Source organism: Trichocoleus sp. AS-A1 (assembly GCF_039962015.1).
In the GTDB taxonomy this organism is placed as follows: Bacteria; Cyanobacteriota; Cyanobacteriia; order Cyanobacteriales; family FACHB-T130; genus FACHB-T130.
In genome coordinates, this window is sequence record NZ_JAMPKG010000013.1 from 44,130 (window position 1) to 69,844 (window position 25,715).

A 25,715-nucleotide genomic window follows, 5' to 3' on the forward strand; every position below is an offset into this window, starting at 1 on the left:
TTTAGGAGTTTTGTTCCATCTGGGCGATGGACGGCACCTCAGCACTTTGTAAACGTTCCAAGTCCTTCAACACCATTTTTTCCAAAAGACCCTCGAAGCTAACTTGCGGTTCCCAGTTGAGTTGGCGCTTGGCTTTTTCTGGATTTGCCACCAGATGGAAATGTTCATCCGATCGCAGAAACTTGGGATCGACAACGACATAACGAGTCCAATCTAGCCCCACACACTCAAAAGCAGTCGCCACCAATTCCCGAACGCTGTGTAACTGACCCGTCCCAATCACGTAGTCTTCTGGTTCATCTGCCTGCAACATCCGCCACATTGCTTCCACATGATCGCCAGCATAACCCCAGTCGCGTTTGGCGTCCAGGTTGCCCATTTCCAGGCGATCGCTTAATCCCAATTTAATCGATGCTGCCGCTAAAGACACCTTCCGCGTGACAAAATTTGGAGGTCGTCTCGATGACTCGTGGTTGTATAAAATACCGCTACAGGCAAACCAACCGTAGCGCTGTCGGTGATGTACCATCGTCCAATGAGCGTGCAACTTTGCCGCTGCGTAAGGGTTCATCGGACGAAAAGGTGTATTCTCATCTTGAGGCGACCGATCCACCTGCCCAAACATCTCGGAACTGCTGGCTTGATAAAACCGCGTGTTCAATCCAGCCAGACGCACTGCATCTAACAGCCTGGTCGCCGTACCCGTTACCAAGTCCAGCGTTCCCAGCGGGTCTTGCCACGAATCTGGGACGAAACTGGGAGCGGCTAAATTATAAATTTCTTGAGGCTGTAGTTGTTCCACTACTTCCAACAGAGTCGCGCTATCCCTCATATCAACCGCACAAACCTCAATTTGGCTGGCGAGGGAACCCAGTTTAGCCAGACTGGATTGGCGGTGCAGCGGTACCAACCCAGCCACCCGATAACCCCGTTTCAAGAGTAAACGGCTGAGATAGTAGCCGTCTTGCCCAGTGATTCCTGTAATTAGCGCTGTCTTTGCCATGAGTCGAGTTTAACCACTTAATGTTGCGTTCGGGCTGGAGTTGGGTTCAGGCAGCTACATCCTATGTTCTTTTATACTTTGCTTTTTCGGAAGCGACCAGATAATACTTAACGCCTGTAGATGCTTCAAAAGCAGCACAAAAGCACTGCTTTTGAAACCCACAGGCGTCAAAGGTAACAAATAATTGTCTTAAAACAGACCCAATGTCAGAGATTTGTCAATGGGGAAGGTGGCACCGATACCCAACCAGAGGGTAAAGAAGGTTCCAAACAGGAAAACCGCCGTGGCGACTGGGCGACGGAAGGGATTTTGGAATTTGTTAACGTTCTCAATGAAGGGAACGAGAATCAAGCCCAAAGGAATCCCTGCCATGCAGGCGATACCCAGGAGTTTATTGGGTAGAATCCGCAGAATTTGGAAAACAGGCCAGAAGTACCATTCTGGGAGAATTTCCAGAGGGGTGGCAAAGGGGTTTGCCGGTTCGCCAATCATCGCTGGGTCAAGCACAGCCAGACCCGTACACAGTGCAATCGTCCCCATAATTACTACAGGGAAAATGTAGAGTAGGTCGTTGGGCCAAGCGGGTTCGCCATAGTAGTTATGACCCATGCCTTTGGCAAGTTTTTCACGTAACTGCGGATCGGTTAGATCCGGCTTTTTTTGGGTTCCCATTGTTGTATGTGTTCTCCTATGCGTTTTGAAAGCTTTGAGCTAAGCAAGAGGCAAAGTGGTCAGGGGGTAATAGAGAGATAGATAATGCAGGGAAGAAAAATGACTTTCCCACTTTCTCTCCTCTCCCCATTAGGCGCTGGACAGGGGCTGGATATCTCCTGCCCTGCTGTAGGGACGGAGATATCCCGTCTCTACAGCACTCAGTACTCTTTACAATGGGCCAGAGATGCCTTGCTTGCGAATCATCAAGAAGTGTAGCAACATGAAGACGGCAATCAGCCAGGGCAGCACAAAGGTATGCAGGCTGTAGAAGCGTGTCAGAGTGGCTTGTCCAACGCTGGAACTCCCGCGCATCAGCTCGACGATTTGATCGCCGACCAAGGGAATCGCAGCAGGGACGCCAGAGACAATCTTAACGGCCCAGTAACCAACCTGATCCCAAGGAAGTGAATAGCCGGTGACGCCGAAAGAAACGGTGATCACAGCCAGAGTGACACCCGTTACCCAGGTCAACTCGCGGGGCTTTTTGAAACCGCCGGTGAGGTAAACCCGAAAGGTGTGCAAAATCATCATCAGCACCATCATGCTGGCAGACCAGCGGTGGATGGAGCGAATCAGCCAACCGAAGTTGACGTCCGTCATCAGGTACTGGATGGAGGAAAAAGCCTCGGTGACGGTCGGCTTGTAGTAAAACGTCATGGCGAATCCAGTGGCAAACTGGATCAAAAAGCAAGTCAGTGTAATTCCACCCAGGCAGTAGAAGATATTTACGTGGGGAGGCACATACTTGCTGCTGACGTCATCGGCAAGCGCCTGAATCTCCAGACGCTCCTCAAACCAGTTGTAGGCTTTTGAATCAGTTACCTGCTTAGAAAACATGAACCCAGAGTTCCTAAAAATTTATTGCTGTTTTTGACACGAGCCAACCCCATGAGACAGTTTTCCGCTCTTTTCGGGGGCATGAAGCTGCAATGGGGATCAGTAGACACCGCGATAGAGAGAAGTCTAGGCGTAGCCTCTACAAAAAATGTAACATAGCCCGAAAGGGGGATTCTGTGTCATGCACAAACGAGTGTTAAGGGTTGTATTCGTACTAATCATACAAACTATCTTTACGTTAAGTTGGTGGACTTCGCCAGCGATCGCTTTAACGGAGGAACAGCAGCTTTTATCGGAAGCATGGCGAATTGTCAACTATGCTTACGTGGATGACAGTTTCAATCAACAAAACTGGTGGATGGCTCGTCAGAAGGCGATCAAGCAGCCTCTGTCTAATCGTGAGGCGACTTACACGGCAATTCAAAATATGCTCAAAACTCTGGAAGATCCGTTCACGCGGTTTTTAAAACCCGACCAGTACCGAAGTTTACAGGTGAATACTTCCGGAGAGCTTCAAGGGGTGGGACTGCAAATTGCCCTTGATGCCGAAACGGGCGAGTTGCAAGTGGTGGCACCAATTGACGGTTCGCCTGCTGCGAAGGCGGGAATCCGATCGCGCGATCGCATCCTGGAAATTGATGGCATCCAGAGTGCCCAACTGACCCTCGATGAAGCCGCCGCGAGGATGCGGGGCGCTGCGGGCACAGAGGTGAGGCTCCTGATGCAACGGGAGACAAAAACGCCTGAAGAAATTACCCTAGTGCGATCGCGAATTGCCCTCAACCCCGTTTATGCAGTCTTAGATTCCAGCAGTTCTCGCCTCCCGGTGGGTTACATTCGCCTGAGTCAGTTTAGTGCCAATGCCCCAACTGAGCTGGCGAATGCCGTCACCAAGTTGGAGAAACAAGGGGCACAAGCTTATCTGCTCGATTTGAGAAATAATCCAGGAGGGCTTTTGCAGGCAGGCATTGAGATTGCGCGGATGTGGTTGGATGAAGGCACGATTGTCTATACGGTCAACCGACAAGGCATTCTGGGCAGTTTTGAGGCGTCTGCACCAGCTCTTACCCACGCTCCTCTCGTTGTTTTAGTGAATCAGGGAAGCGCCAGTGCTAGCGAGATTCTGGCTGGGGCACTTCAAGACAATGGTCGTGCCCAATTGGTAGGCGCTCGAACTTTTGGCAAAGGCCTAATTCAATCTTTGTTTGACCTCTCAGATGGGTCAGGATTGGCGGTGACGGTTGCCAAGTACGAAACGCCAAACCATCACGATATCAACAAGCTTGGCATTACGCCAGATCGGGAAGTGCCTCTGGAGCCAATTACGCTTGATCAGGTGGGTACGGAAGCAGACCAGCAATATAAAACGGCGTTGGAGGTGTTAACCGCTAATGCGGTCGTTGCGGATGCGGCTTGATTCAGGAGTCAGGACTGAAGACTGAGGGCTGAGGGCTGAGGACTGAGGACTGAGGGCTGAGGGCTGAGGAGTTAGGGCTGAGGGCTGAGGAGTTAGGAGTTAGGACTGAGGAACTGAAGAGGCACAGGTGCTTCAGGGGCAGATGGATTGAGAGAATTCTTGCTTAGTGCTTAGTCCGTGCTTCGCACCGAACACAACGACTATAAACATTAACGGATATCGCCTAACGGCTGATAATAACAGCCTTCAGTTCTTTGATTTCTGTTGTGAGTAATACCAAAATCGCAAAAAAAGAAAATCTAGATAAAACTTAATAGTGCATTTACCGAAGCGAGTGCAGTAAGTTTGATTCCACAATGAAAGAGCAGTGTAAATTGGGAATCAAGCAATGCTCGGCTTGAGTGGAAATAGATTCTAGAAAAATCTGAGGCTGAGTGAGTTTTAACTGCGATCGCACGGGCCCATGCGATTGCTTAATTTTTAAGGCACGCCTACCACTGGTGAGAGTTTTTACCCCTAAATATAGCGATCGCGCTCATGGTTTTCCTGGCAAACGATCTTAGATACTCTATCAGTCGGTCAACAGTTTTATCTGTTGCCCACTCATTGCTGAAGTTTTTAGCTTCACAACCAGATTCCAGAGTGGTACTCATCGCCGGGGGTAAGTCTGACTTTACTCCGAGCGACCTGTGCCCGGAGAGACAATCAAAAGGAGCGCGGTGCGGGTATGCATCCCCAGAAGCAGGTGCTTTGGGCTTGCCGGAGCTGCTGACCCCGCCCAACTGTTTTTTGAATCTGGCAATGGGGAAGCCATCAGCAACCCATTGCGAGAATAAATGTGAGAATCAACACAGATGGTTGCCTTGTTCGTTGAAGCTGCGGAAGTTAACTCGAACCCTTAGCTCAACTCCAGAGACTCAAAGCAAGGTGCCCTCGTTGGTAATTTTGGGACTGGGCGATCGCTTCAATGTGATGTTGCACAGCTACAAAACCACTGAGAATTCTGAACTAAACGCCAATCCTTACGAGCTGTGTTTTGGCTTCGATCCGGCGATTGTGGGCAGTATTTGCGCCGAAATTTCTCGCGGGTTGCACTTAACCCCAGAAATCTCCCCTCTTTTCGAGCGAGCCATTGCCGATTGGTTCCCTCAACCCAATCTCCCAGCTTTGCAGAGCGAATTCACATCAACGCTGGTGAGTGCTATCTTAACCAGTCAAATTAGCACTCAGACTCCAGAAAAAGCAGATACAAATGCTTGTAGCAGTGCTGGGGCGAGTTTAATCGGCAATCCTACAACCGACATTCAGATTAAAACCGCCTTGTTGAGGGAGCCGGGAATCCAGGCGCACCTTGTCCAACCCCCCATTCCCCAGGCTGTAGTGCCGAGTTGGCAACAGCCAGAAAAGTTACTCCAAGAACTGCTACGAATTAGCTGGTCAAGCCAGGGAGCGCAGGTAATTTTGCAGCGTTCGGCGGTGTTGATTCAAGAGACTTTTGGGGTTAGTCGGTGTTTAATTGCGTTCTATAGCGCCAAAGATGAGCGTACCTTGTGGAGTGCGATCGCCCACGATTCATCTATCCCCCTTTCGGCTCGGCAAACTCACGATCCTGAATGGGCAAACATCGAACAGTGCCTTCTCAAACATCATCAGGGCAATCCTTGGGCAACTGAGCGAAACATTGGCTCAACGGCTGCCGAATCTATCTTTTTGACCTGGTTGCATACACACCCGCAGAAAATCGAGCCGCGAGAGATGGCATCTCTACACGGTGCGTCTGGACTGGTTGGTTTGCTACTGCTTGAGCAATGGGATGAGAAGCGGGAGTGGCAACCGGGAGAGCGGCAATTACTGCATCTGGCGCTGCAATTGGTAGAGCGAGGACACAACCTGGCGACGCTTTACCAGCAAGCGGAGGAACGAATTACTCATGCGGCGCTATTAAATCGGCTGGTTGCCCAAATCCGGGCCTCTTTAGAACTGTCCCATATCTTTGAAACGGTGACGCTGGAACTGGGTCATCTTTTGGTGGCAGATCGATGTTTGATTTTTCAGTATTTAGAGGAACAGCAGTGTTGGAAGCCGCTGACTGAATATCGCGCTCATGCTGATATCCTCACAGCCATGAACTTGATCGTTCCCGATCAAAAAAACTGTTGTTCCAGAACGCTGCGAAATCTACAGGTTGTCCAGGTGAGCGATACGCGCTTAGTGGATGACCCGATGAATCGCTCTTTGGCGGCAAAATATCCGGGCGCTTGGTTAATGGTGCCAATTCACCGACAGCAAAAGATTTGGGGCTGCTTAACCTTCGCTCAGGATCAATTTCCCCGTTACTGGCACGAGTCGGAGTTAAGATTTATCACGACCGTTGCCGACCAACTAGCGATCGCTATCTACCAAGCAACCCTTTACCAACAAATTCAGGCGCAAAACCAAACCCTAGAAGCCTTGGTACGAGAACGCACCGCTGAGCTGGAAAGTTTCTTTGATGCTCACCCAGACTACATTTTTGTGGTCGAGCGCGAGAATCTGCGTCTGCGCTTTTGCAATCATGCTTTTGCTCAAAGGATGGGGTTTGACAACCGATATGCCGTTCAGGATCGGTCGATTCTAGAATGCTTCCCGCCTCTGATTGCTAAGTCGTTTGCCAAACAAAATTTGCGGGTTTTTGAATCGGGAGAAACGCTACACGAACAGGAAACCCTAGTTTTCCCAGATGGGATTCACCACTTCGACACTTCCAGAGTGCCGTTGAAGCACTCTAATGGTGAGGTTTATGCTTGCTTGGGGACTTTCCGTGAAATTACGGAGCTAGTGGAGACGAAGCAGGCGCTATCTCTGAGAACCGAGCAGTTGCAAGATGCCTTGACTGCTGCGAATGCAGCTTCTCAGGCGAAAACTGAGTTTCTAGCAACCATGAGTCATGAATTGCGGACACCGCTCACATCTGTGATTGGGATGTCCTCCGCTTTAATGCAACCGTATTTTGGCGAACTGAGCGGAAAACAGAAAGAATATCTCAAGATTATTCACAATAGCGGACAGCACCTGTTGCAGCTGATTAACGATATTCTCGATTTATCTAAGATTGAATCCGGTAAGGCGTCTTTAACCCTCAGTCAGTTTTCTCTGCGTCAGGTAGGGATTGAAAGTTTGGAACTGCTGCAAGAAAAGGCTCAAGTCCAACAGGTGAAGCTAACAGGGGATTTCGCTGAGTTGCCTCCCACCGATGAATTTTGGGGGGATGAACGGCGCGTGCGGCAAATCTTGCTGAATCTACTCTCGAATGCGGTAAAGTTCACACCACCAGGGGGTGAGGTATGGCTGCGGATGCAGTGTGAAAGTAACCAGGCGATGATTGAGGTGGCAGACACGGGAATTGGGATTCCGATGGAGAAACAGCATCTTTTGTTTGAGGCGTTTCAACAAATTGATAGCTCTCTGCATCGGCAGCACGAAGGGACTGGGTTGGGATTGGCTTTAACTCGCCAGTTGGTGGAGATGCATGGCGGCACGATTAGCTTCCATTCAGAGGTAGATGCGGGAACGGTATTCGTGGTTTATCTTCTAGCCCAAAATCCAAAGTGAAGGGGTGAGGGAGAATCGGTCGCAAAGAATAAATAAAATCTAGCGACATCTAGCGACTCCCGACTTTGTTTTCGGCAAACCTTCAAAACAATCGGTCGGGATATCCCCTGGGTTTTCTACAATGGAATGGGGTGTTCCATCCGATGTGTCCCGATTGGGTGGAGATGCACAAATGGTGTTAAGGATGGTGTCAAGGACAGCCAGTTGAAGTTTTACGTGCTGGATGCGGCTGTTCCTTCGAGGGGTTATAAGTCGGGATGGTGGCGCTGTATTCTGGAGAATCTGCTTGCACTTTGCTCTTTTAAGCAATTGGCTGGCACGTTAATTGCCAATCTGGAATGGCTAATTGCTAGCCAGTTAATTCTCCTGTAGACCAATTCAGATTTAGATCATGGAACTCTGGTTGCTCCTACTGTTACTAGGACTGTTTACTTACTTCATCGTGAAGCGCAGTGTTGCCAGCATCACCCGAACCCCAATCTGGCTTTTGTGGATGGTGATGATGACACCGGCATTCATTTGGAGTGCCTGGATTTTGGTCTACGGTGAAGATAAGCGAATGCCGCCAGCTTTGGAGATTGCCCCGTTTATCATTTGCCCGATATTGTACTGGCTGCTGATTCAGTGGGGGCGTCGAGATTTTACCCCGCCGCCAAAACCGCAAGAAATGGTGGCGGAACAAGCTCAGAATCCATCTGAGGTACAGCCTGTTTCTGCGGGCGATGCAGGGAGTACCGTCCGTCCGATTGATAAAACGGAGGAAACAAATCTTCGCAATTGCTTTCCCTGGTCTATCTATTACCTCCAAAACATCGATTACCGACCCCAAGCGGTGATTTGTCGCGGGAAGTTGCGAACGAATCCGGAGGTGGCGTACCAGACAATTCGGGAGAATATTGAGAAATTATTTGGCGATCGCTTCTTTGTTGTCTTTCAAGAAGGTTTGAATGGGAGTCCGTTCTTCGCACTGGTTCCCAATCCCCAAGCTCACTCGCAGGCACAGCAGCAAACCGAACCTTTAAAACGACCGGCTTTAGCCTTAGGGCTGCTGCTTGTAACTTTGTTTACCACTACTTTAGTTGGGGTGGAAATTTCAGAAGTTTCTAACGCCGCACTGCAATCTAACCCAGCTTTGCTGTTAAAAGGACTGCCCTATGCTTTGGCATTGGTGGCTATCTTAGGCATCCACGAACTCGGTCATTACCTGAGTGCCCAATATTACAAAATTCGCACCACGCTGCCTTACTTTATCCCCGTTCCTTTTTTCTTGGGCACATTTGGAGCGTTCATTGGGCGGCGATCGCCCGTACCCAGTCGCAAAGCGTTATTCGATTTGGGCATTGCTAGTTCCGTTGCTGGTTTTTTGGTGACGTTACCGCTATTGTTTTGGGGATTAGCGCACTCGGATGTGGTTGCTGTGTCGGAGCAGTCGAGTATCTTAAACTTCACTTCTTTGAATCCCCGGTTTTCCCTGTTATTAACTTTGCTAAGTAAAGGGGCCCTGGGATCTGAACTGACAGCAAACACGGCAATCAAGCTTCACCCAGTGGGAGTGGCGGCTTATATCGGTTTTATCTGGACAGCGTTTAAGTTGATGCCGGTAGGACATCTGGATGGCGGTCACATTGTCCATGCCATGTTTGGGCAACGAAATGGGGCGATGATTGGTCAAATTAGCAGACTGTTGATGCTGGGATTGTCTCTTGTTCAGCCAGATTTGTTTATTTGGGCAATATTCTTATTCTTGATGCCAGTTTCTGATGAACCGGCGCTGAATGATGTGAGCGAACTTGACAACAAGCGCGATTTCTGGGGATTGTTAGTTTTGGCGCTTTTAGTGAGCATTTTATTGCCAGTGCCAGGAAATCTCGCGCAGTTGTTGAAGGTTTGATTCAGATAATTGAGTAAAAGGTAATTGGGAATTGGTAAAAAGTTTTAAGGGAGACGCGATTAATCGTGTCTGAGTTATGAGTTGTGAATTCAAGAATTTTCTTGTAACTCATCACTCTCATTAGCCATTAGCCAAGGAATAAGAACAATGGAAAAACAGCCGATTCAGGTGATAGGTGGTGGTTTAGCGGGGACGGAAGCGGCGTGGCAAATTGCGAATGCGGGTGTGCCAGTGGTGCTGCACGAAATGCGACCGTTACGGTTTAGCCCCGCCCATCACTCCGAACACCTGGCAGAATTGGTGTGCAGTAATTCCTTTGGGGCAATGTCGAGCGATCGCGCAGCCGGTCTTTTGCATGAAGAATTACGTCGTCTCGGCTCAATGATTATTAATAAAGCCGACGAACACGCGGTTCCCGCTGGGGGTGCCTTGGCGGTGGATAGGGGCGTATTTAGCCGCGAATTGACAGAAATCCTCGCGAATCATCCCCTGATTGAGTTACGACGCGGTGAATTGCGCCAAATCCCCACAGAAGGCATTGTCGTCCTCACCAGTGGCCCGCTCACCAGTCCCGATTTGGCTGAAGATTTGCAGCAGTTCACGGGCATGGAATACATGAGCTTTTTCGATGCCGCCAGCCCGATTGTGGTGGGAGAATCGATTAATCGGGATGTGGCTTTCTTGGCTTCTCGTTACGACAAGGGAGACGCGGCTTATCTCAATTGCCCGATGAATCGGGAGCAGTATCTCCACTTTAGGCAGGAACTTTGTAAGGCTGAACAAACCGAATTGAAAGACTTTGAGCGGGAAACGGCTAAGTTTTTTGAAGCTTGTCTGCCGATTGAAGAACTGGCGCAGCGGGGGGAAGATACGATGCGTTATGGCCCGTTAAAGCCGGTGGGATTGTTTGATGCCCGTAAAGGCGATTTCCGCGCCCCAGAAAATCAGTCGCAACGTCCTTATGCGGTGGTGCAGTTGCGTCAAGAAGATAAGGCGGGGCAGTTGTGGAATCTGGTAGGATTTCAGACGAATTTGCGCTGGGGCGAACAAAAGAGAGTGTTTCATCTGATTCCAGGGTTGGAAAATGCTGAGTTTGTGCGGCTGGGCGTGATGCACCGCAACACGTTTATTAATGCGCCCCAACTGTTAAAACCTTCTTTGCAATTCCACAAACGCGCCACGTTGCTAGCGGCGGGGCAATTGGTGGGGACTGAGGGCTATACGGCAGCGGCGGCGGGTGGCTGGCTGGCAGGGACGAATGCGGCGCGGCTGGCTTTGGGCAAAGATCCGCTAACGCTACCAGGAACGACGATGATGGGGGCGTTGTTTGAATTTATTAGTTCGGCGTCATCAAAGCATTTTCAACCAATGCCGCCTAATTTCGGAATTTTGCCGGAACTGCCGACTCGGATTCGCAATAAGCAGGAGCGATATGGAGTTTATCGCGATCGCTCTTTTGCCGATTTAGCGAGTTGGAAAGCTGCGGCTAAATTGCTCGTTCCCAAGCTGAGCTTGGAACGAGAAGCAACAAGCGCTTCCATTGAATAAGGAACGGGATTTAATTAACCTCCCATTTTGCATAGGGAGATGGCGCTGCCATCCCCTCCAGAATGGGAATGAGTGTAAGTGATTTGATCCACCTTCCTCAGTAGCATTAAGATCCCATGAGTCCGAAATAATAACTTGCAGCAACTACGAGAATTGTTAATACTCCGATTGTCGTGCTGATAAGAAATTGCTTAGAGGTTTTTTGATTAAGCTCCTGTTTGCTTTCACCTTGCTCAGTGGTAGCCCCACGATTGGTTGCTTCGTTAGTTTTCATGGTTGTTAATGGTTTATGGTTATTTATTACCCAGTTTGCTACAACTGCCAGAAACTTCATCTAACTTAAGAATTATCAAATAAATGTATACAGCGATACTTAATAGCTTTATACTCAGTTGTCTAACAAGCAGAACTGGTTGCTTAAGAATTGAATTTAACAATCTTTTGCTAAGGCTTTTTTAGGCTTTAAATTACCTAAAGCAGCTTGTACAAATGATTTTTTGATAGTATATTTTTATAATGGAAATCTGTGCGTTCAGGTAAATTGTTTCTCAATTAGCCGTACTGCCTCTACAGCACCATTAGGATAATCCGCAGGGCGATTGGATACCTGATTTTGCAGCATTGCCACAGTCGCGATCGCGTCCTCAATCTCTTCAACACAGTAGGCGCATCGTAAAGCCCTAACTTTTTGACGGTCATATAGTCGCTTAAAGGCAAAAGCGACTAACGGGACGCCCACCGCAGCACATTCATAAACCGTGTTATAACCAGCGCCGCCGACAACGACATCAGCCGCTAGGAGGCATTCGATTCCTGGCGAGTGAGACACCCACAACTGCGGCGGACATCCATCTGGACAGACAGGTGCTAAGACACGCACCGCTGCCTCTGGAAACGCTGCATCTAGGTGAGTTGATAACTTACCAAAGAAAGATAATTCGGAAGCTTGTCCGGCGGCACAGACAAGGATAATCTTTTTTCTAACCTCCGCTGGTGGGGTTTGTTTGTGTAGCTGCGACTTACAATCGCCAGGTTTATGACACAAAGCATCAAGACCAAGTAGCGATCGCGCCTTTTTTCTATCTGGCAGTTCCTCAGCATTGCGAATTAACCAGGGACTGGTGTAATAGACAATTGGTAAATCTGCTAGCGGCGAATCTTCTCCATCTCCCGGCACAATAACCGCATCAAAGTTTTCTTTAACAAAAGAACGCAACTCAAAACGGTGAATATAAGCTGGGGTGATATCGCGGTGAACTAAAATTCGGGGAATGTGCTTTAACTGGGGCAAAATATCTGCCAACTCACCACCCAACCCGCGAGGAAAAGTATCGACAATTAAACAGTCGTAACGGGTGTTTAATAAAACATCCCGCACTTGTTCGCAAGTCGCCCCAAAACCAGCGTCAGGTGCAATGATTTGCACATCGCAATCTTCCCCGCGCAAGTAAGTTGCATAAGGGCTATTCGTAAGAATTCTGACGTTATGGTAACGGGTAGCCATTCGTCCGAGAGATAAGCTACGGGTAAGATGTCCCCAACCGCCTCCCAAAGCATAAATTAACCAAGTTGACATTTTCGGAGTTTTCAACGCAAAGAATACAAAGGTAAATGCAAAAGTACGCTAAGGAATCCTTTTTTCTTAGCGTACCTCTGCGTTATCCTTGGCGTACTTCTGCGTTAAAAATTTAACTTGCCCCCATATCCATCTCAAAATCGGCATCCATTTCTCCTTCTAGACTCATATTGTCTGCTTCGGTGAAATCGACATTGCCAGTGTCCGGGTCATAATCATAGCGATCGCGGTTGTCATAGTAGTTGCTGCCCCAATAACCGCGATTGTAGTTACCATATCCAGAGTAATAGGAATAATCGTAGTAATAGGGGTTATTATCTGGGTAACTACAATAAGGACAGCCAATGTTTGTAGTGCGTCCGCAGCGACGTTTGAAGAGAAATCCCACCATACGATCGCATTCTCCACTTGCAGCCATCCCCGATGAACTGGTAGCCTGACTGCTGCTGGGATTGAGTTGAATTTCGTAGGGGCCAATTTGCAAGCGATCGCCATCTATTAGCGTACTACTGGGCAACCGGACGCTGTTAATTAAGGTGCCAGTACTGCTATTTTGATCGACTACGATTAACTCGCCATTCGCTACATCAATTAGAGCATGGTATTCAGCCACTTGCTCGTTGGCTAGCACAATTCTAGCAACCCGATTACCATCAATTTCCTGCGGCATTGAGGCAAATTCTCGACCCAAGGCGACAGGCGTTTCTAACATGGGTTCTCGTCTTTCGCCGGTGGCTAGATCTATCCAACTCAGTTGAATTTGCAAGGATTATTTCCCTCCCGAACGATTAACTGCATAAGCTAAAGCGGCTTGTTGTTCTTTGCTTAAAACGTCGAATCCGAAGCTAGCGATCGCAGCTGGGTTTACCTGAGATTTTGTAGAAAAAACTGGTTTGTCCGCTGCATTTATCAGAGAAGTTTTACCATTCTTTACTTTCACCTTGTAAAGCGACTGTTTATCCGGTGACTCAACCTCAAAACCGTAATCTCGCGCCTTAATCCTGTAAATTTCTTTATCTGCCGCATCTTCTAACTTGTAATCTCCATCATTCTGTCTTCGCAAAACATACAATTCTTTTGTTTGATCTGCATTCTCAATCTTCCAGTAACCCTCTTTTGTTACAATGTAGCCTAAAACTTGATCGGCAGGATTCTTGATTTTTACTTTTCCCCCACCATCAACATTAAATCGAGCTAATTCTTTGTCCTTTCCATCAAGCAATTTTGCCCCATCCGCCTCTGGTTTCAGGGCAAAATCTTCCGCACCCCCCTCTTGCTTAAATTTTATCTTCTCTGTATTAGTCGTCACCGCTGACGAATTATTTTGAGTAATTGGAGATGTTTGCGGGTTAGATGTTGTAGATACTTCTGGTGCCTGCTTAACAGAATTACTACAAGAACCTAGCAGTATTACCGCTGCCAAAGCTAAGCCGGAAAAAAATGTTCTGTTCATGTTATTCATTGTTCAAGTTTCCACCAAAATCCTTTCTCTATCTAGTAACAGTTTGCATAATTAATGTTCCGGATTTTTGCAAACAAACTAAATATGTTTTTACTTTTACTTACTTTGCCTTAGATAACATCCGAGCTAAATTTAGAACTTGATACAGGCTGAGAAACATCATCGTGATAGTTTGATATAATGTTTCTTCGTTCCAAGGCATCGAAGGTGGCATTTTCACGACTAAGTTTATTCCCTTATCCGTCACTCTCATCCGTTTTACCTTAGTCAGTTTTGGAATTTTTACTGCATTCACAGCTTCATTGTTCAGAACTTTGATTGCCCCGTACCGTCGTTGCGGATAAGTTAAATCCAGACTGATATCTAATCCCTTGGCTTTCGATTTCGTTTTGTATTTTGATTTGCCGCTTCTAGAAGTTTTCCATCCATAAGCGGTCTGATTTAGCTCAGAAGTTGTTAATACAAAACGAGTTTTATCTAAAAATTGTCCTTCCATTTTTAGCCAATCATCTTGGAAAATATCTATTTTAAATCCTGATTTCGAGGGATGGGCAACTGTTTTAATCTGCTTAGATTTTTGATGGGCTGGACTGAGATCTAAATGAACACTGACCTTAGCTTCCTTATCCATATCTCGCTCCAGCATTTCCAAAATTTTTTCCGTTAATGCATAGCGATGATTTGGTAAATTTAATCGGCTATATTTACTCCTCCTTATTCCTGCATAAATCGCTACGATCGTACATCCTAATCCAACAAACAATAAGAAAACAGTTACAATATTTCCAAATAATTGAATCCCATCTCCCATCTCTCCTACAACTATCATTAAAATGAACGCTATAACAATTGAAGTAATCGCACCAATAACACATTTGGTTGCTAAACTTCCAAACTTTGTTTGCTTTGCCTCCGAGGCTCTATCTAGGGTTGCCATTTCCCTTAAGTCTTTGACAATATCAGAAACAGCAGCCGTCACCGAATAAGTCAGAGATTTGCGAAAGGTTTCTAAATTTATTGACATTTGTAATAAAAATTCAATATCAATGAATCGGGAATTACGGAAGGTAGCGATCGCTTACCTAAAATCACACTCAAACGCTTTGATAACAGATACGTTCTCGGAAGTGGTAATTATCGTTACAAAAAGTTAGAATCTTAGGGCAAAATTGAGTCATAGTTTAGTTGATGAACGATTCTAGAATAGTTTACGTTTCTTTTGATACCGTACCAGCGCCCAAGGGAGCCGCAATTCATATTTCTGCTTTTACTCAAGCTTTGGCAGATGCTTTTGGCGACATTCAGCTAGTGACAGTTTCCCCGACAGCCTACGCAGTAAATCAGAGGGAATCACCTCATGTTATCCAATCCATGTTACCTGCGCTAGGAGATACGTTAATTAATCGAGTGCTTTATTTTCGCGCGATGCTGGGCAATTGGTGGCAGAATCAGTGGTTTGAGACAGTGCATATCCGTTCTATTTATGAAGGATTTCCCATTGCCCTGAGCAAAGGAAAATTATGTAAGTATTTAATTTTTGAAGTTAATGGATTGCCATCCATTGAACTCAAATATCGCTATCCAGCAGTGGCAGAAGATCGGGAATTATTGCACAAATTAAAGGCGCAAGAAAAAATTTGTTTAGAAGCATCAGATTTAATTTTAACGCCTAGTTCCGTAACCAGAGACTATCTCCAAACAAGAGGGGTTCCCGGCTCAAAAATCCGCGTCATTCCCAATGGAGTTGATTTAGATATATTTACTTATCGTCCTTCAAAATTTAGGGATGCCGAGTATCCAAATCTTCCCTATCAGGACAAGGAAACGTCACCCCTACAGATTGAAAATGATTCAATAAAGACTCAGCCTCGATTTCAGGTGTTATATTTTGGGACGTTTTCCCCTTGGCAAGGGATTAATCTTGCTGTTGAAGCACTGGCACTTGCTGACCGGGATTTTCCTACTCAATTAACAGTCCTTGGACAAGGTCGCGACTTTCAGATCTTAGCCTTAAAACAGCTAGCTTTAAAACTAGGAGTAGCAGAGTCTCTCACGATTTTAGACCCTGTATCGCAAGCGGAACTCGTCCAAAAAATTCATGCATCTGATGTAATTTTGGCTCCGTTGACGCCCAATGACCGAAATCTGGTTCAGGGTTGTTGTCCTTTAAAGATTTTGGAAGGAATGGCGACAGGTACGCCAGTGATTGCTAGCGATTTACCAGTAGCGAGAGAATTGGGTGAGGATGGGGTGCATTTTCTACTCGTGAAACCGGGTTCTGCAAAGGCAATTAAAGATGCTTTACTGAGGTTGAAAACAGAACCAGAATTGGCAAGAAATTTGGCGAGGAATGCCCGTCAGCAGATCGAAAATGCTTACACTTGGAAACACGCGGGTGATGCTTTGGTGGCAGCTTATGAGGAAATTGGGATTAAACGATCGATAACAGTTTGAAGCCGCTGATTTTCATGTTTTAGAGAAAATTCAGCGAGAATGCGATCGCGCCCTGCCATCCCAATCTGACGCCTAGCACTTGGCTCTAAATCTAAACACTCCAGCACCGCCTCACCCAGTCGATGTAACTGGGAACGAGGAAGCAAAAATCCACTTTTCCCATGCTCAATCACCTCTGGAATTCCACCGGCATCGCTGGCAATACAGCAACAACCACAAGCGATCGCTTCTAGCAGCGCATTCGGCATCCCCTCCCATACAGAAGGTTGCAGATAGACATCACACAGCCGCAGATGCCCCGCTACCGCCGCAGGACTCGCTAAATGTCCGGTAATAATCACCCGCTTGGCGTCTTCTGGATGCTGAGTCGCATACAGTTGTAGTGCTGCTTCTTGAGACGCCCGCACTTCCCCGATAATTAACAAACACGCAGGACGCTGAGCGCGGACTATTGTTAAGGCATTCAGAAGAAACTGCTGCCCCTTCTTTTCTCGTAATTCTCCGGAAAATCCCAGTACCGCTTCATCAGGAGCAATGCCTAAAGATGCTCTCAGAAGGGATGATTCATGAGTTGCGCCGATAATGGGGGGCGAAAATACCCGCTCGTTGACGCCATTTTTCAAAACCATCACATTATCCCGCTGGGCGAGTAGCTGAATCTTTCGGGCCATATCAGCACTCACCGCCGTAATCAAACGGGCATTTAACAACGTCCATTGCAGTCGCGCAAAATCTCCCGGTGGAAACATGGCTCGATCGATATCATTCCCACGGGCGCTTACCGTGCTGGGAAGGCCATTTGTCGCTGCAAACCAAGTAGCTAAGAACCCACTGGGGAAGACATAGTGCCCCCAAACAGCATCGTACCCACGGCACTGATGCAGCCAGTCGAGGACGTTAAGCGTATGAGGCATCGTCATATCCCAGTGGCGATATAGCCCCACCCGATAGACTTTGAGATGTTTGATAGTTTGGAAATTTTGACTTTCGGCGTGCCCAGTTGCCTTGCTAGCTACGTCTGAACTCTGGACTTCTCCCGGTTGCAAGTAACGACTCCACGCCACAACGTCTACTTCAATGCCCAACTGGCAGAGGGCGGCGGCGATGCGTCCGGCGCTACTCGCTAACCCACCAATATCTGGGGGAAACCGTTCCGTGAGAAAAAGAAGACGTCTCAAGGGACTCTAAAGAATTGCTACTAGGACTGTTTAAAGTCTAAAGTCTAAAATGCGATCGCTCAGTTGTGAATCTGATTCCCTTAACGTTTTGTCTAACCTAGAGGGATTTCGTTTAATTCAGGAAAAATTTGAAAAACCCAGGATCTTATTCCCTTTCTGCGAACGAGTTATTCAGCGCTCAACGGAATGAGACAGCTAATCCCCATTGGCGGGGATTAGGGGCAGGGAGCCGCAGGCGATGGTGGCGTGAGTTTTTTAAGGACGGGGAATCACCTGACCGCTATTCCTGCTCAGTCGCCCCCCTCAATCGCTACCAGCACCACTGTAATATTGTCTCTGCCCCCTTTATCTTTAGCGGACTCGACAAGGGCGTCGGCTGCCTTTTCCAAGGAAGTAACCTTGAGGTGAGTTGCAATCAACTGATCCGAGAGTTCTTCTGTAAGTCCATCGCTACACAGCAGCAGTCTGTCGCCTGCTTGCACATCCAGCGGTTGGATCTCAATCAGACGCAAATCTTTACGACCCAGACACTGAGACAATACGTGACGCCACGGGTGCATTTTAGCTTGTTCGGAAGTCAGCTCCCCGGCTTTCATCGCCCGTGCCACCCAAGTATGATCCTCAGTGATTTGCTCTAGAGTTGCCCCTCGCATTCGATAAAGGCGAGAGTCCCCCACATGAGCGACCCAAGGCTGCTGTTGGCGAAACATCACTACAACGCCTGTTGTGCCCATATCTGAGCGTTCTGGATGATTCGCTTGATCTTGTAAAATCGCCTGATTTGCATCCAAGAAGGCTTTTTCTAATAACGCTGGGCAAGTCTCGTCGGAATGCCAATGCTCATCTAGATAGGTGTAGATAGCCTGAGTGGCGATTTGGCTTGCCTCCTGGCCTCCTGCATGTCCTCCCATGCCATCAGCAACTATAAAAAATCGCCCATCAGGGTCGATATGGTAGTCATCTTGGTTGACGGAACGAAGAAGTCCCGCATCAGAGAGGCCCGTGGAGCGAGGAATCATATATTGTCTGCTGGCAACAGCAACTTTACTTTACCCGAATCAAAACATCCGATCAAATCGGTCGAGGCGCATGAGCAAGCGAATGAGGACAAACGCGATGGCAGATGCCCCCAGAGCAACCACGACTGCCAACCCGACATAACCCTGAACGAAGAGGATGGTGGCTGACAGAGTGAAGGCACTGATGAGCAAAGTATAGTTGGTTCCTAACTGAATACTGCTCATTCGCCGAAGAATGCGATCGCTCTCAATAGAGCGCACTCGAATTCGCAGGTCGCCCTGCTCTAATTTCTCAATCGTATCCTCAATCCGCCTGGGCAAACTCAAAGCCGTACTGCTAACTTGAGCCGCTTGCCGTCCTAATTCATTCAAGAAGCTACTACTACTATTACTGCCATTACTATCTGCCATAAGCTGCATTGCAAAGGGTTTTGCAACCTCCATAAAGTTAAATTCCGGGTCTAAGCCTTTTCCAACCCCTTCTAAAGTTGAGAAGGCTCGCATCACAAAGGTAAAAGTCGCCGGAAACCGAAAAGGTTGGTCGTAAGCAATTTCATAAAGGTCTTCACTAATCTGACTCACCGATTGGTTTTCAAACGGCTTGTCCATAAAGTGATCCAGCATATACTGAATCGATCGCCGTACGGGTCCCATATCATCAACCGCTGCCAGCGCTCCCATTTCGACGAGCGAATGCATCACTCGGTCGCCATCTTTTTGAGCAATGCCAAACAGCGTTTCCATTAGTTGCTCGCGAATGTTGGACTTAATCCGCCCCATCATGCCGAAATCATAGAAAATTAGGGCACCTTCGGGACTGACTGCGATATTGCCAGGATGCGGGTCGGCGTGGAAGAAGCCATCGTTGAGCAATTGTTGCAGGTAAGCTTTAGCACCCAGATGAGCCAGTTCCTTTCGATCTAGCCCTGCTGCTTCTAGCGCTTCATAGTGACTAATTTTGATGCCCGGAATGTACTCAAGAGTGACAACCCGTGGCGACGTATATCGCCAGTAGACACGCGGCACTTTTACCCAATCATAGGCGCGGAAGTTGCGGCGAAACGTATCGGCGTTGCTGCCTTCATTCAGGTAATCAATTTCTTCCCAAAGAATTCGGCTGCACTCCTCATAGATTCCCAGCCAGTCACGACCCCGACCCCAGTCGGGATGGTTTTGAAAGAAACGGGCAATTCCTCTAAGAATTTGCAAATCAACCGTAAACAGCTGCCGCAGTCCGGGTCGTTGTACCTTGACCACGACTTCTTCGCCGCTGTGGAGAGTTGCTTTATGTACCTGTCCCAAGCTAGCAGCCGCCAGGGGAATCGGGTCAAAAGTGCGGTAAAGCTGCGAAACTTTCTTGCTGAAGTCCTTCTCAATCAACACCTCAGCTTGTTCGTAGCTAAAAGCAGGCACTTTGTCTTGCAGCTTAGAAAGTTCCTCCACATACTCCACAGGGAATAAATCGGCACGGGTGGAGAACAGCTGCCCAACTTTAATAAAAGTCGGCCCTAGGTCTAAGAACGTCTCTCGAATCCAAATCGCTTGTGCTCTGCGTCTGTGGGCTTGTTTTTCCTCTGTAACTCCGCCCGGATAGCTCCAAGATTTGTTGTAGCGCCAGAGCTTAAACAATAAGGTTAAAACAAACCCCCAAATATCTACGAAGCGCCGTTGATGGGAGTAACTTTCGCGGTTCCACCGATAAGCCTTATCCTTACGGGCTTTATCAGCGGCACGCTGGGCACTCGGCGTGCTAGCCGCGTATCGCTTCAGTTTAGAGTCATTAGGATAGGCTGACACTCGGATTCCTAAGTCTGTTTTTTCAAGTAGTTGGCGCGATCGCAGTTGAGTGCGTGAGTTTTGGATAACTAACAACTCACAACTGAACTTTTAACTGAATTCCCCCTCAGCACGCGAACAGAGCGCTGCGCTCTCAGGATTTATACTGAGCTGCTGCGATAGCGTTGTAATTCGGCGCGAAAGCGAGCGACTTCTGCCCGAAGTTCATCAATCGTCGCTTGCAAATCTGTTGTTTGGGTGCCTTGAGGCACAATGCTGGTAGTGGTTCGCCCCCGCATCACCGTTTCAGCTTGGGCGTTAGAGCGTTCGGTTACTCGTGAGGTGAAGTGCCGCAAAGACTCTCGTTGTTCAGCATCAAATTTGCCGAGTTCTGAGAGAGCATTGGTGACGGCGTTTTCTACCTGTTCATTGAGAGCTTCTGCAACCGCTCTGCCGACAAAAAAGGCATGAACTACAGGATTCGTCATGAAAAAATCTATTTGTGCGTCCGAAACAAATTATAACTTGCTTGCTCTCGATACTACATACAGCCTAGGTTACAGCTTAGGCTTTGGCAGTGTACCTGAGGAAGGTGGTACGGGTGCGACAACAGCAGCGGGGGGTGATAGCAGGTTAGCGTTGGACGTGGGATCGGGGGTGTCTGAGATGGGCCAGTCGTCGCGGGGTGGAAAGGATTGTTCGGTATGCAGGATAGAAGATCCCGGTCCCATTGCTCCGTTCAAGCGAACTGCCAAGCCGAATCCAGCACCCGTACAGGTAGCGATCGCAGCGGTCATCATCAGCCCTCTGCCTAGTGTCAGTTTGGGAAACTTTAAGTTTTGTAAGCTAGGAAGGTTCGCTGACGAGCCAAGCTTTGTAGAGACGCGATTCATCGCCTCTGGAATCTTGAAACTCTCTAGCGAGATTTTCAGTTTGGCAAAGGCAATCGGGAAGTTTGCCCGTATCGCTGTTTTGAGTTTTTTCGGGGCAGCACTCACTTTGGCTAGTCGAGTTTTGTAGGGGCGGGTTTTGCCCGGTCGCTTCACATCCTGGCTAAGATTCCAGTTCACTCCGCTAGCAAGCGATATCTTCGGTTTCGTGTTGCTGGCTGGTTGCGGCTTTTGGGGGGCAGGCTGAGATTTGGGGATTACAGGGCGACGAGCCGTTTGGGTCGCGCGGGGAGCCTGTGGAGCCTTGCTAGCGGGCAACAGGGAGAGCCAATCTTCTACTTTTTGGGGACGCTTCTCGGCTTTGATTTCTAAGCCACACAAAATCGCAGCGATCGCAGTCGGGCTGAGTTTGGGTTGAATTTCCCGTAAATTTGGCAGAGGGATGCGATCGCGTAACGGTGCTGGAACCGGCGGTTGACCCGTCAGCAAGCAATACAAACTTGCTGCTAAAGCATAGACATCTGTCGCTGGGGTGAGTTTTTCCTGGGAAAAATATTGTTCGATTGGCGCATATCCGGGATTTAGTAAACTGGCTTGGGTTTGCGTCACTCCCTGCGTAAATTCATCACAAAAACCAACGTCAATCAGCACGACATCATCAGTTTCTTGACGCCGGATGATGTTTTGGGGTTTGACATCTCGGTGCAGTAACCCTGCCTTGTGAATCACCGTTAAGGCACTGCCAATTTGATGAATATAGCCAAGGGCTTGGGCTTCTGGCAAAATCTGACCCGCTGGCAGCGATTCAGCTAGGGTCTGCCCCGGTAGGAACTCCATGACGATGAAACATCGCCGAGATTCCTCAAACAAGTCGAGAACCCGAACCAGGTGAGGATGCTTGCAGCGAGCGAGGCGACGTGCCTGGGTGAGAAATTGCTGCCCAAACCGCTCAAAATCGGGATGAGTCCTCAGACTGTCGTTGAGGGTTTTGACGACGACCGCTTTCCCCGATTGAGTATGAGTCGCCCGGTAGGTGATCCCAAAGATACCTTGACCCAGTGGGGCGTCGAGGACGTATTTTCCGTTCTTCAGGACTGCTCCAGCCGTTAAGTTCATTAAAGATTTGTTACAGTTTTCCCAACTATGCTACCGTCTTGGTACAAATTTTGAGTCCCAGGAGGGAGGGAAGCGGCGGTTGATTACCGGGCTTGCTTAGGGCGGGTGTTTCCGCTCCTGGATTTGACTCTTAGTCGCTTCAAAGTGGATAATACTCTGCCAAAAATTTTTCAGCATCAGCGCGATCGCGGATTTCTCCATCCAGCGTTGCTGCCAATAGACGATCTAACATGGGTTTGAATTCACGCCCCGGTTTGTAGCCGAGGGCTTTCAAATCATTGCCGTTTAATATCGGTTGAATATTCGCCCAGATAGTGAGATATCGCCAAATTAGCCGCCGAATCAGACGCGAATTTTTGACAGCAATCAAAATCAACGTAGGCAATTCGTACCGTCTCAGCAACACGACAATTTGACTCGGTCGGTGACATTCGGGCAAAAATTTCACCACATCCGCTCGATCCCGATCGAGTTGATCTAATCGTTCGATACTGTCTGTCGGTAATTGAAGATTGATTGCCACTTTCGCGCGATATTCGCCAGCGAGGTAGGCAATTAAAATTTCTAGACGCATCTGCCAATGATCGAGGGTTTTCTGGGGATCAAATCGGCGCAGACACCGATCTAGTAAACGCACCTGCTTCCATAATGGCTCATCTAACTCTAGCGTGGGATGGAGGCACCGCAACGCCCCCAGATCGGCAAGTAACTGCAACGCGGGTTTCCAGTAGGGCGCTTGGAGGATGTATTTGAGTTCTGCTTTCAGCCGTGTTTGTAGCGCTGGGGCTTTGCTATTTTCAGAGAGCGATCGCTCGTAAATTCCACTCTCTAGCGCATAGCGGATGTACCCTTCCGTCTGTGGTTCAATCTGAAATCCCAGACGCACTGCAAACCGCACGGCGCGATAAATGCGCGTCGGATCTTCGATAAAGCTATTGGCATGGAGGACACGGATTTGGCGCGATCGCAAATCTAGCATTCCGCCAAAGAAATCTAATAATTCACCCGCCCGGGGTGGCGTCAGTCGCATCGCCAAGGCGTTAATAGTGAAATCTCGCCGATATAAATCTTGGCGAATTGAACTTGCTTCAACTTCTGGGTTCGCCGCTGGGTAAGGGTAAAACTCGGTTCGAGCTGTCGCAATATCTACCCAAAGAGAGTCTAAAACTGGGTCATTGTGCCACAGTAGCGCGGCTGTTTGAAATTGACCGTGAACTTCCAGACGAGCATTTGGATAGGTTTGTTGAAGTGCTTTCGCTAGTTCTACCCCAGCTCCGACATCCGCCGAGCGGTGAAAGCCATCTACTACCAAGTCAATATCTGAAAGCATCAGGGTTTCATGGGGATTGGCGAGCAGTAAATCCCGCACCCCTCCGCCGACCAAATAGAGATGCCAGCCGCGTTGTTCTGCCTGCTGGGAGGCTCTGGTGAGAAATTCCCACAAGGGAGGAGCAAGGCGATCGCGCAAAATATCGGTCAGGGGTTGATGAGTATTCGGAATTGATAATCGGGAATTGGGAAGGGGATTTTTTCTCTCGTCATCTGTAACATATCCTCCATTCCCTCTTCCCTGATGCAACTGCCGTAAGACATCGGTGCGCGTCACCATTCCGACAAGTTGCCCATCTTGCAATACTGGCAACCGCCCGATATCGTAAGTCACCATAATCGATTCAATCTCTGGCAAGGACGTATCCGGGGTAATCGTCTTCAGATTGTTAGCCATGTAGCCTTTTACCGGCGCATGACTAAAGCCATGATGCAATGCCAGATCGATATCCCGCCGGGAAACAATCCCCACCAGTTGGTCTTCGGAATTCACGACCGAAAGACCAGAATGCCCATAACGTAATAAAATTCTCTGGGCTTGCTCAATGGTCGTGTCCGGGCGAATTGTTCGCACTGGCGATGACATCAGTTCCCGTGCGGTCAGTGGCTGGGGAATTTGATGTTTTAGCTGACTGACGAGCTGCTCCAGGGTTGTCTGGGAATCGACGCCGCGAAGTGTCACCGACGCCGCCTGGGAATGCCCCCCGCCACCCAGCGGTTGAAATAATTCATTGAGATTGGTGCCTTCAATGCGCGATCGCCCAATGACCGTAAATCGCTCTTCACCTCCATCCCCCACTGGATACGCCGCAGCGAGTAGCAAAGCATCGCTTTCGCCCAGATCCAGAAGTCGAGTAGCAAGCGTTGACAAGCCGGGAACGTAGTCAGAGGTTTTGAGCAGCACCCAAGAAACGGTATAGCCGCACGTTGTCGCTCTTTGTAAATGGTCCAGCGCTTCTGTCAACAGTTCCTGCAATTGAGGCGATAAACCCGGCTCAACATAATCGGCAATTAAGCGCAAGCTTGCCCCCTGTTCCATTAACCAAGCCAACGCGATCGCATCTCTTGCCGTCGCCCCTTCATAAGTTAACGATCCTGTATCCACATGGATTCCCAACGCCATCACGGTTGCCTCAGAAGGTGTCAACTGGATGCCTTCTTGCTGGAGTTGCTCGGCAATCAGAGTCGTAGTTGCACCGACTGGCTCAACTTGGGTGCGGGTAGCGGGAATATCTCCGTCCCCGTCTGGGTGATGGTCGTAGACGACAACTTCCCATAAATCCGGTAAATCCAGCCATTCAGATGCCTTTCCCACGCGATCGCGCTTTTGAGTATCCACAACGGCAATCGACCGAATCTGCTCTGGGTTCACAGCGCGACGCTCAATCAGCGCATACTCATCTCGGTGCAACGCCAAAAAATCCCGCACCGCTGGATGGCAACCGCCGGTCAGCACGACCCTAGATCCCGGCTGGAGACGGGTTAGCCCCACCGCCGCTCCCAAGGTGTCAAAGTCTGCTGTTGTATGGCACAAAATCACATTCATCATCATGAGTCCTTAGTCATTAGTCCTTTGCCCATGACCCATAACCAATGACCCATGACGAATGACCAATGAGTGTCGATTTTTGATACGGTACTACTGTATAGAATTGCGGCTGAACTATTTCTATCCAGCCCATTGCTGTCTTGGGAGAAGAGAAAATGACAATTTTATTTCAGTTGGTACTAGGTGCTTTAGTCTTTTTATCATTCGTCATGGTCATTGGGGTTCCAGTTGCCTATGCCACTCCTCAGAACTGGGATCAGTCTAAGCGCCTCCTTCTTTTAGGATCTGGAGTTTGGATTGCTCTGGTATTTCTGACAGGTGCCCTAAGCTATTTGGTAGTTTAAGGATAGTCAGAGTCAGTCATC

The 25,715-nt window shown here is 48.4% G+C and carries 21 protein-coding genes; 7 read left to right on the forward strand and 14 right to left on the reverse strand.

Going from position 1 to position 25,715, the window contains the following annotated elements; translation table 11 throughout:
• Window position 1: 1 nt before the first annotated feature.
• From NC994_RS12140 to petB, 3 genes are all read right to left on the reverse strand, one after another.
• The gene (locus NC994_RS12140; protein ID WP_190433330.1) at window positions 2-1,003 is read right to left on the reverse strand and encodes a GDP-mannose 4,6-dehydratase; all 1,002 of its coding nucleotides are present in this window, start codon (window positions 1,001-1,003) and stop codon (window positions 2-4) included.
• A 189-nt stretch (window positions 1,004-1,192) separates the two neighbouring features.
• Window positions 1,193-1,675, reverse strand: a complete 483-nt coding sequence (gene petD / locus NC994_RS12145; protein ID WP_190414392.1) for a cytochrome b6-f complex subunit IV — start codon at window positions 1,673-1,675, stop codon at window positions 1,193-1,195.
• Window positions 1,676-1,885: 210 nt separating this feature from the next.
• A complete protein-coding gene (petB, locus tag NC994_RS12150; RefSeq protein WP_190430667.1) occupies window positions 1,886-2,554 on the reverse strand; it encodes a cytochrome b6 in 669 nt (222 codons plus the stop codon).
• A 181-nt stretch (window positions 2,555-2,735) separates the two neighbouring features.
• Here petB and ctpA point away from each other — a divergent pair, with 181 nt between their 5' ends.
• The 5 genes from ctpA to trmFO all read left to right on the forward strand — a co-directional run bounded on the left by ctpA (window position 2,736) and on the right by trmFO (window position 11,001).
• The gene (gene ctpA, locus NC994_RS12155; protein ID WP_190414394.1) at window positions 2,736-3,971 is read left to right on the forward strand and encodes a carboxyl-terminal processing protease CtpA; all 1,236 of its coding nucleotides are present in this window, start codon (window positions 2,736-2,738) and stop codon (window positions 3,969-3,971) included.
• 642 nt (window positions 3,972-4,613) lie between these two features.
• On the forward strand, window positions 4,614-7,562 hold the full coding sequence (locus tag NC994_RS12160; protein WP_190433338.1) for an ATP-binding protein: 2,949 nt from the start codon (window positions 4,614-4,616) through the stop codon (window positions 7,560-7,562).
• 126 nt (window positions 7,563-7,688) lie between these two features.
• Window positions 7,689-7,934 (forward strand): hypothetical protein, encoded by a 246-nt coding sequence (locus tag NC994_RS12165; RefSeq protein ID WP_190414396.1) that lies wholly within the window; start codon window positions 7,689-7,691, stop codon window positions 7,932-7,934.
• 19 nt (window positions 7,935-7,953) lie between these two features.
• On the forward strand, window positions 7,954-9,453 hold the full coding sequence (locus tag NC994_RS12170) for a site-2 protease family protein (RefSeq protein WP_190433340.1): 1,500 nt from the start codon (window positions 7,954-7,956) through the stop codon (window positions 9,451-9,453).
• Between the two features lie 147 nt (window positions 9,454-9,600).
• Window positions 9,601-11,001 carry an FADH(2)-oxidizing methylenetetrahydrofolate--tRNA-(uracil(54)-C(5))-methyltransferase TrmFO gene (trmFO, locus tag NC994_RS12175; protein ID WP_190433341.1) on the forward strand — a complete coding sequence of 467 codons (1,401 nt, stop codon included), beginning with the start codon at window positions 9,601-9,603 and terminating at the stop codon, window positions 10,999-11,001.
• A 106-nt stretch (window positions 11,002-11,107) separates the two neighbouring features.
• Here the strand turns inward: trmFO and NC994_RS12180 are convergent, their stop codons facing one another.
• The 5 genes from NC994_RS12180 to NC994_RS12200 all read right to left on the reverse strand — a co-directional run bounded on the left by NC994_RS12180 (window position 11,108) and on the right by NC994_RS12200 (window position 15,063).
• The gene (locus NC994_RS12180) at window positions 11,108-11,275 is read right to left on the reverse strand and encodes a hypothetical protein (RefSeq protein WP_190414399.1); all 168 of its coding nucleotides are present in this window, start codon (window positions 11,273-11,275) and stop codon (window positions 11,108-11,110) included.
• Window positions 11,276-11,533: 258 nt separating this feature from the next.
• Complete coding sequence (locus NC994_RS12185; RefSeq protein ID WP_190433342.1) at window positions 11,534-12,577, reverse strand: UDP-N-acetylglucosamine--LPS N-acetylglucosamine transferase; 1,044 nt, start codon at window positions 12,575-12,577, stop codon at window positions 11,534-11,536.
• A 112-nt stretch (window positions 12,578-12,689) separates the two neighbouring features.
• Complete coding sequence (locus tag NC994_RS12190) at window positions 12,690-13,289, reverse strand: FHA domain-containing protein (RefSeq protein ID WP_348225582.1); 600 nt, start codon at window positions 13,287-13,289, stop codon at window positions 12,690-12,692.
• A 57-nt stretch (window positions 13,290-13,346) separates the two neighbouring features.
• Window positions 13,347-14,030, reverse strand: a complete 684-nt coding sequence (locus NC994_RS12195; RefSeq protein ID WP_199299499.1) for a hypothetical protein — start codon at window positions 14,028-14,030, stop codon at window positions 13,347-13,349.
• A 109-nt stretch (window positions 14,031-14,139) separates the two neighbouring features.
• Window positions 14,140-15,063 (reverse strand): hypothetical protein, encoded by a 924-nt coding sequence (locus tag NC994_RS12200; RefSeq protein WP_206753512.1) that lies wholly within the window; start codon window positions 15,061-15,063, stop codon window positions 14,140-14,142.
• A gap of 164 nt (window positions 15,064-15,227) precedes the next feature.
• On the opposite strand from NC994_RS12200, the gene NC994_RS12205 reads away from it, so the two are divergent.
• Window positions 15,228-16,493 carry a glycosyltransferase family 4 protein gene (locus NC994_RS12205; RefSeq protein WP_190433346.1) on the forward strand — a complete coding sequence of 422 codons (1,266 nt, stop codon included), beginning with the start codon at window positions 15,228-15,230 and terminating at the stop codon, window positions 16,491-16,493.
• Here NC994_RS12205 and NC994_RS12210 read toward each other — a convergent pair.
• The 6 genes from NC994_RS12210 to NC994_RS12235 form a co-directional block, all read right to left on the reverse strand.
• Window positions 16,454-17,671: a glycosyltransferase gene (locus NC994_RS12210; protein ID WP_190433347.1), complete on the reverse strand. Its 1,218-nt coding sequence runs from the start codon at window positions 17,669-17,671 to the stop codon at window positions 16,454-16,456. The genes NC994_RS12205 and NC994_RS12210 overlap by 40 nt on opposite strands.
• A gap of 290 nt (window positions 17,672-17,961) precedes the next feature.
• Window positions 17,962-18,690, reverse strand: coding sequence for a PP2C family serine/threonine-protein phosphatase (locus NC994_RS12215; RefSeq protein ID WP_190414405.1), 729 nt, complete (start codon window positions 18,688-18,690; stop codon window positions 17,962-17,964).
• Window positions 18,691-18,729: 39 nt separating this feature from the next.
• Window positions 18,730-20,487, reverse strand: coding sequence for an AarF/UbiB family protein (locus tag NC994_RS12220; protein ID WP_190414482.1), 1,758 nt, complete (start codon window positions 20,485-20,487; stop codon window positions 18,730-18,732).
• Between the two features lie 140 nt (window positions 20,488-20,627).
• Entirely contained in the window at window positions 20,628-20,954 is a 327-nt protein-coding gene (locus NC994_RS12225; protein WP_190414406.1) for a DUF6825 family protein, read from the reverse strand.
• Window positions 20,955-21,023: 69 nt separating this feature from the next.
• Window positions 21,024-22,472, reverse strand: coding sequence for a serine/threonine-protein kinase (locus tag NC994_RS12230; RefSeq protein WP_190433349.1), 1,449 nt, complete (start codon window positions 22,470-22,472; stop codon window positions 21,024-21,026).
• 139 nt (window positions 22,473-22,611) lie between these two features.
• Window positions 22,612-25,347, reverse strand: a complete 2,736-nt coding sequence (locus NC994_RS12235; protein ID WP_190433445.1) for a CBS domain-containing protein — start codon at window positions 25,345-25,347, stop codon at window positions 22,612-22,614.
• 158 nt (window positions 25,348-25,505) lie between these two features.
• On the opposite strand from NC994_RS12235, the gene psbZ reads away from it, so the two are divergent.
• The gene (gene psbZ, locus NC994_RS12240) at window positions 25,506-25,694 is read left to right on the forward strand and encodes a photosystem II reaction center protein PsbZ (RefSeq protein WP_190414408.1); all 189 of its coding nucleotides are present in this window, start codon (window positions 25,506-25,508) and stop codon (window positions 25,692-25,694) included.
• Window positions 25,695-25,715: the final 21 nt, after the last annotated feature.

Bases quoted from the DNA above. Each gene is read 5' to 3' on its own strand.
- NC994_RS12200 (WP_206753512.1), bottom strand. From the start codon at position 15,063: ATGTCAATAAATTTAGAAACCTTTCGCAAATCTCTGACTTATTCGGTG.
- NC994_RS12235 (WP_190433445.1), bottom strand. From the start codon at position 25,347: ATGAATGTGATTTTGTGCCATACAACAGCAGACTTTGACACCTTGGGA.
- petD (WP_190414392.1), bottom strand. From the start codon at position 1,675: ATGGGAACCCAAAAAAAGCCGGATCTAACCGATCCGCAGTTACGTGAA.
- NC994_RS12185 (WP_190433342.1), bottom strand. From the start codon at position 12,577: ATGTCAACTTGGTTAATTTATGCTTTGGGAGGCGGTTGGGGACATCTT.
- NC994_RS12225 (WP_190414406.1), bottom strand. From the start codon at position 20,954: ATGACGAATCCTGTAGTTCATGCCTTTTTTGTCGGCAGAGCGGTTGCA.
- NC994_RS12165 (WP_190414396.1), top strand. From the start codon at position 7,689: ATGGGGTGTTCCATCCGATGTGTCCCGATTGGGTGGAGATGCACAAAT.
- NC994_RS12215 (WP_190414405.1), bottom strand. From the start codon at position 18,690: ATGATTCCTCGCTCCACGGGCCTCTCTGATGCGGGACTTCTTCGTTCC.
- NC994_RS12190 (WP_348225582.1), bottom strand. From the start codon at position 13,289: ATGTTAGAAACGCCTGTCGCCTTGGGTCGAGAATTTGCCTCAATGCCG.
- psbZ (WP_190414408.1), top strand. From the start codon at position 25,506: ATGACAATTTTATTTCAGTTGGTACTAGGTGCTTTAGTCTTTTTATCA.
- ctpA (WP_190414394.1), top strand. From the start codon at position 2,736: ATGCACAAACGAGTGTTAAGGGTTGTATTCGTACTAATCATACAAACT.
- NC994_RS12195 (WP_199299499.1), bottom strand. From the start codon at position 14,030: ATGAACAGAACATTTTTTTCCGGCTTAGCTTTGGCAGCGGTAATACTG.
- NC994_RS12140 (WP_190433330.1), bottom strand. From the start codon at position 1,003: ATGGCAAAGACAGCGCTAATTACAGGAATCACTGGGCAAGACGGCTAC.
- NC994_RS12180 (WP_190414399.1), bottom strand. From the start codon at position 11,275: ATGAAAACTAACGAAGCAACCAATCGTGGGGCTACCACTGAGCAAGGT.
- NC994_RS12170 (WP_190433340.1), top strand. From the start codon at position 7,954: ATGGAACTCTGGTTGCTCCTACTGTTACTAGGACTGTTTACTTACTTC.
- NC994_RS12205 (WP_190433346.1), top strand. From the start codon at position 15,228: ATGAACGATTCTAGAATAGTTTACGTTTCTTTTGATACCGTACCAGCG.
- petB (WP_190430667.1), bottom strand. From the start codon at position 2,554: ATGTTTTCTAAGCAGGTAACTGATTCAAAAGCCTACAACTGGTTTGAG.
- trmFO (WP_190433341.1), top strand. From the start codon at position 9,601: ATGGAAAAACAGCCGATTCAGGTGATAGGTGGTGGTTTAGCGGGGACG.
- NC994_RS12230 (WP_190433349.1), bottom strand. From the start codon at position 22,472: ATGAACTTAACGGCTGGAGCAGTCCTGAAGAACGGAAAATACGTCCTC.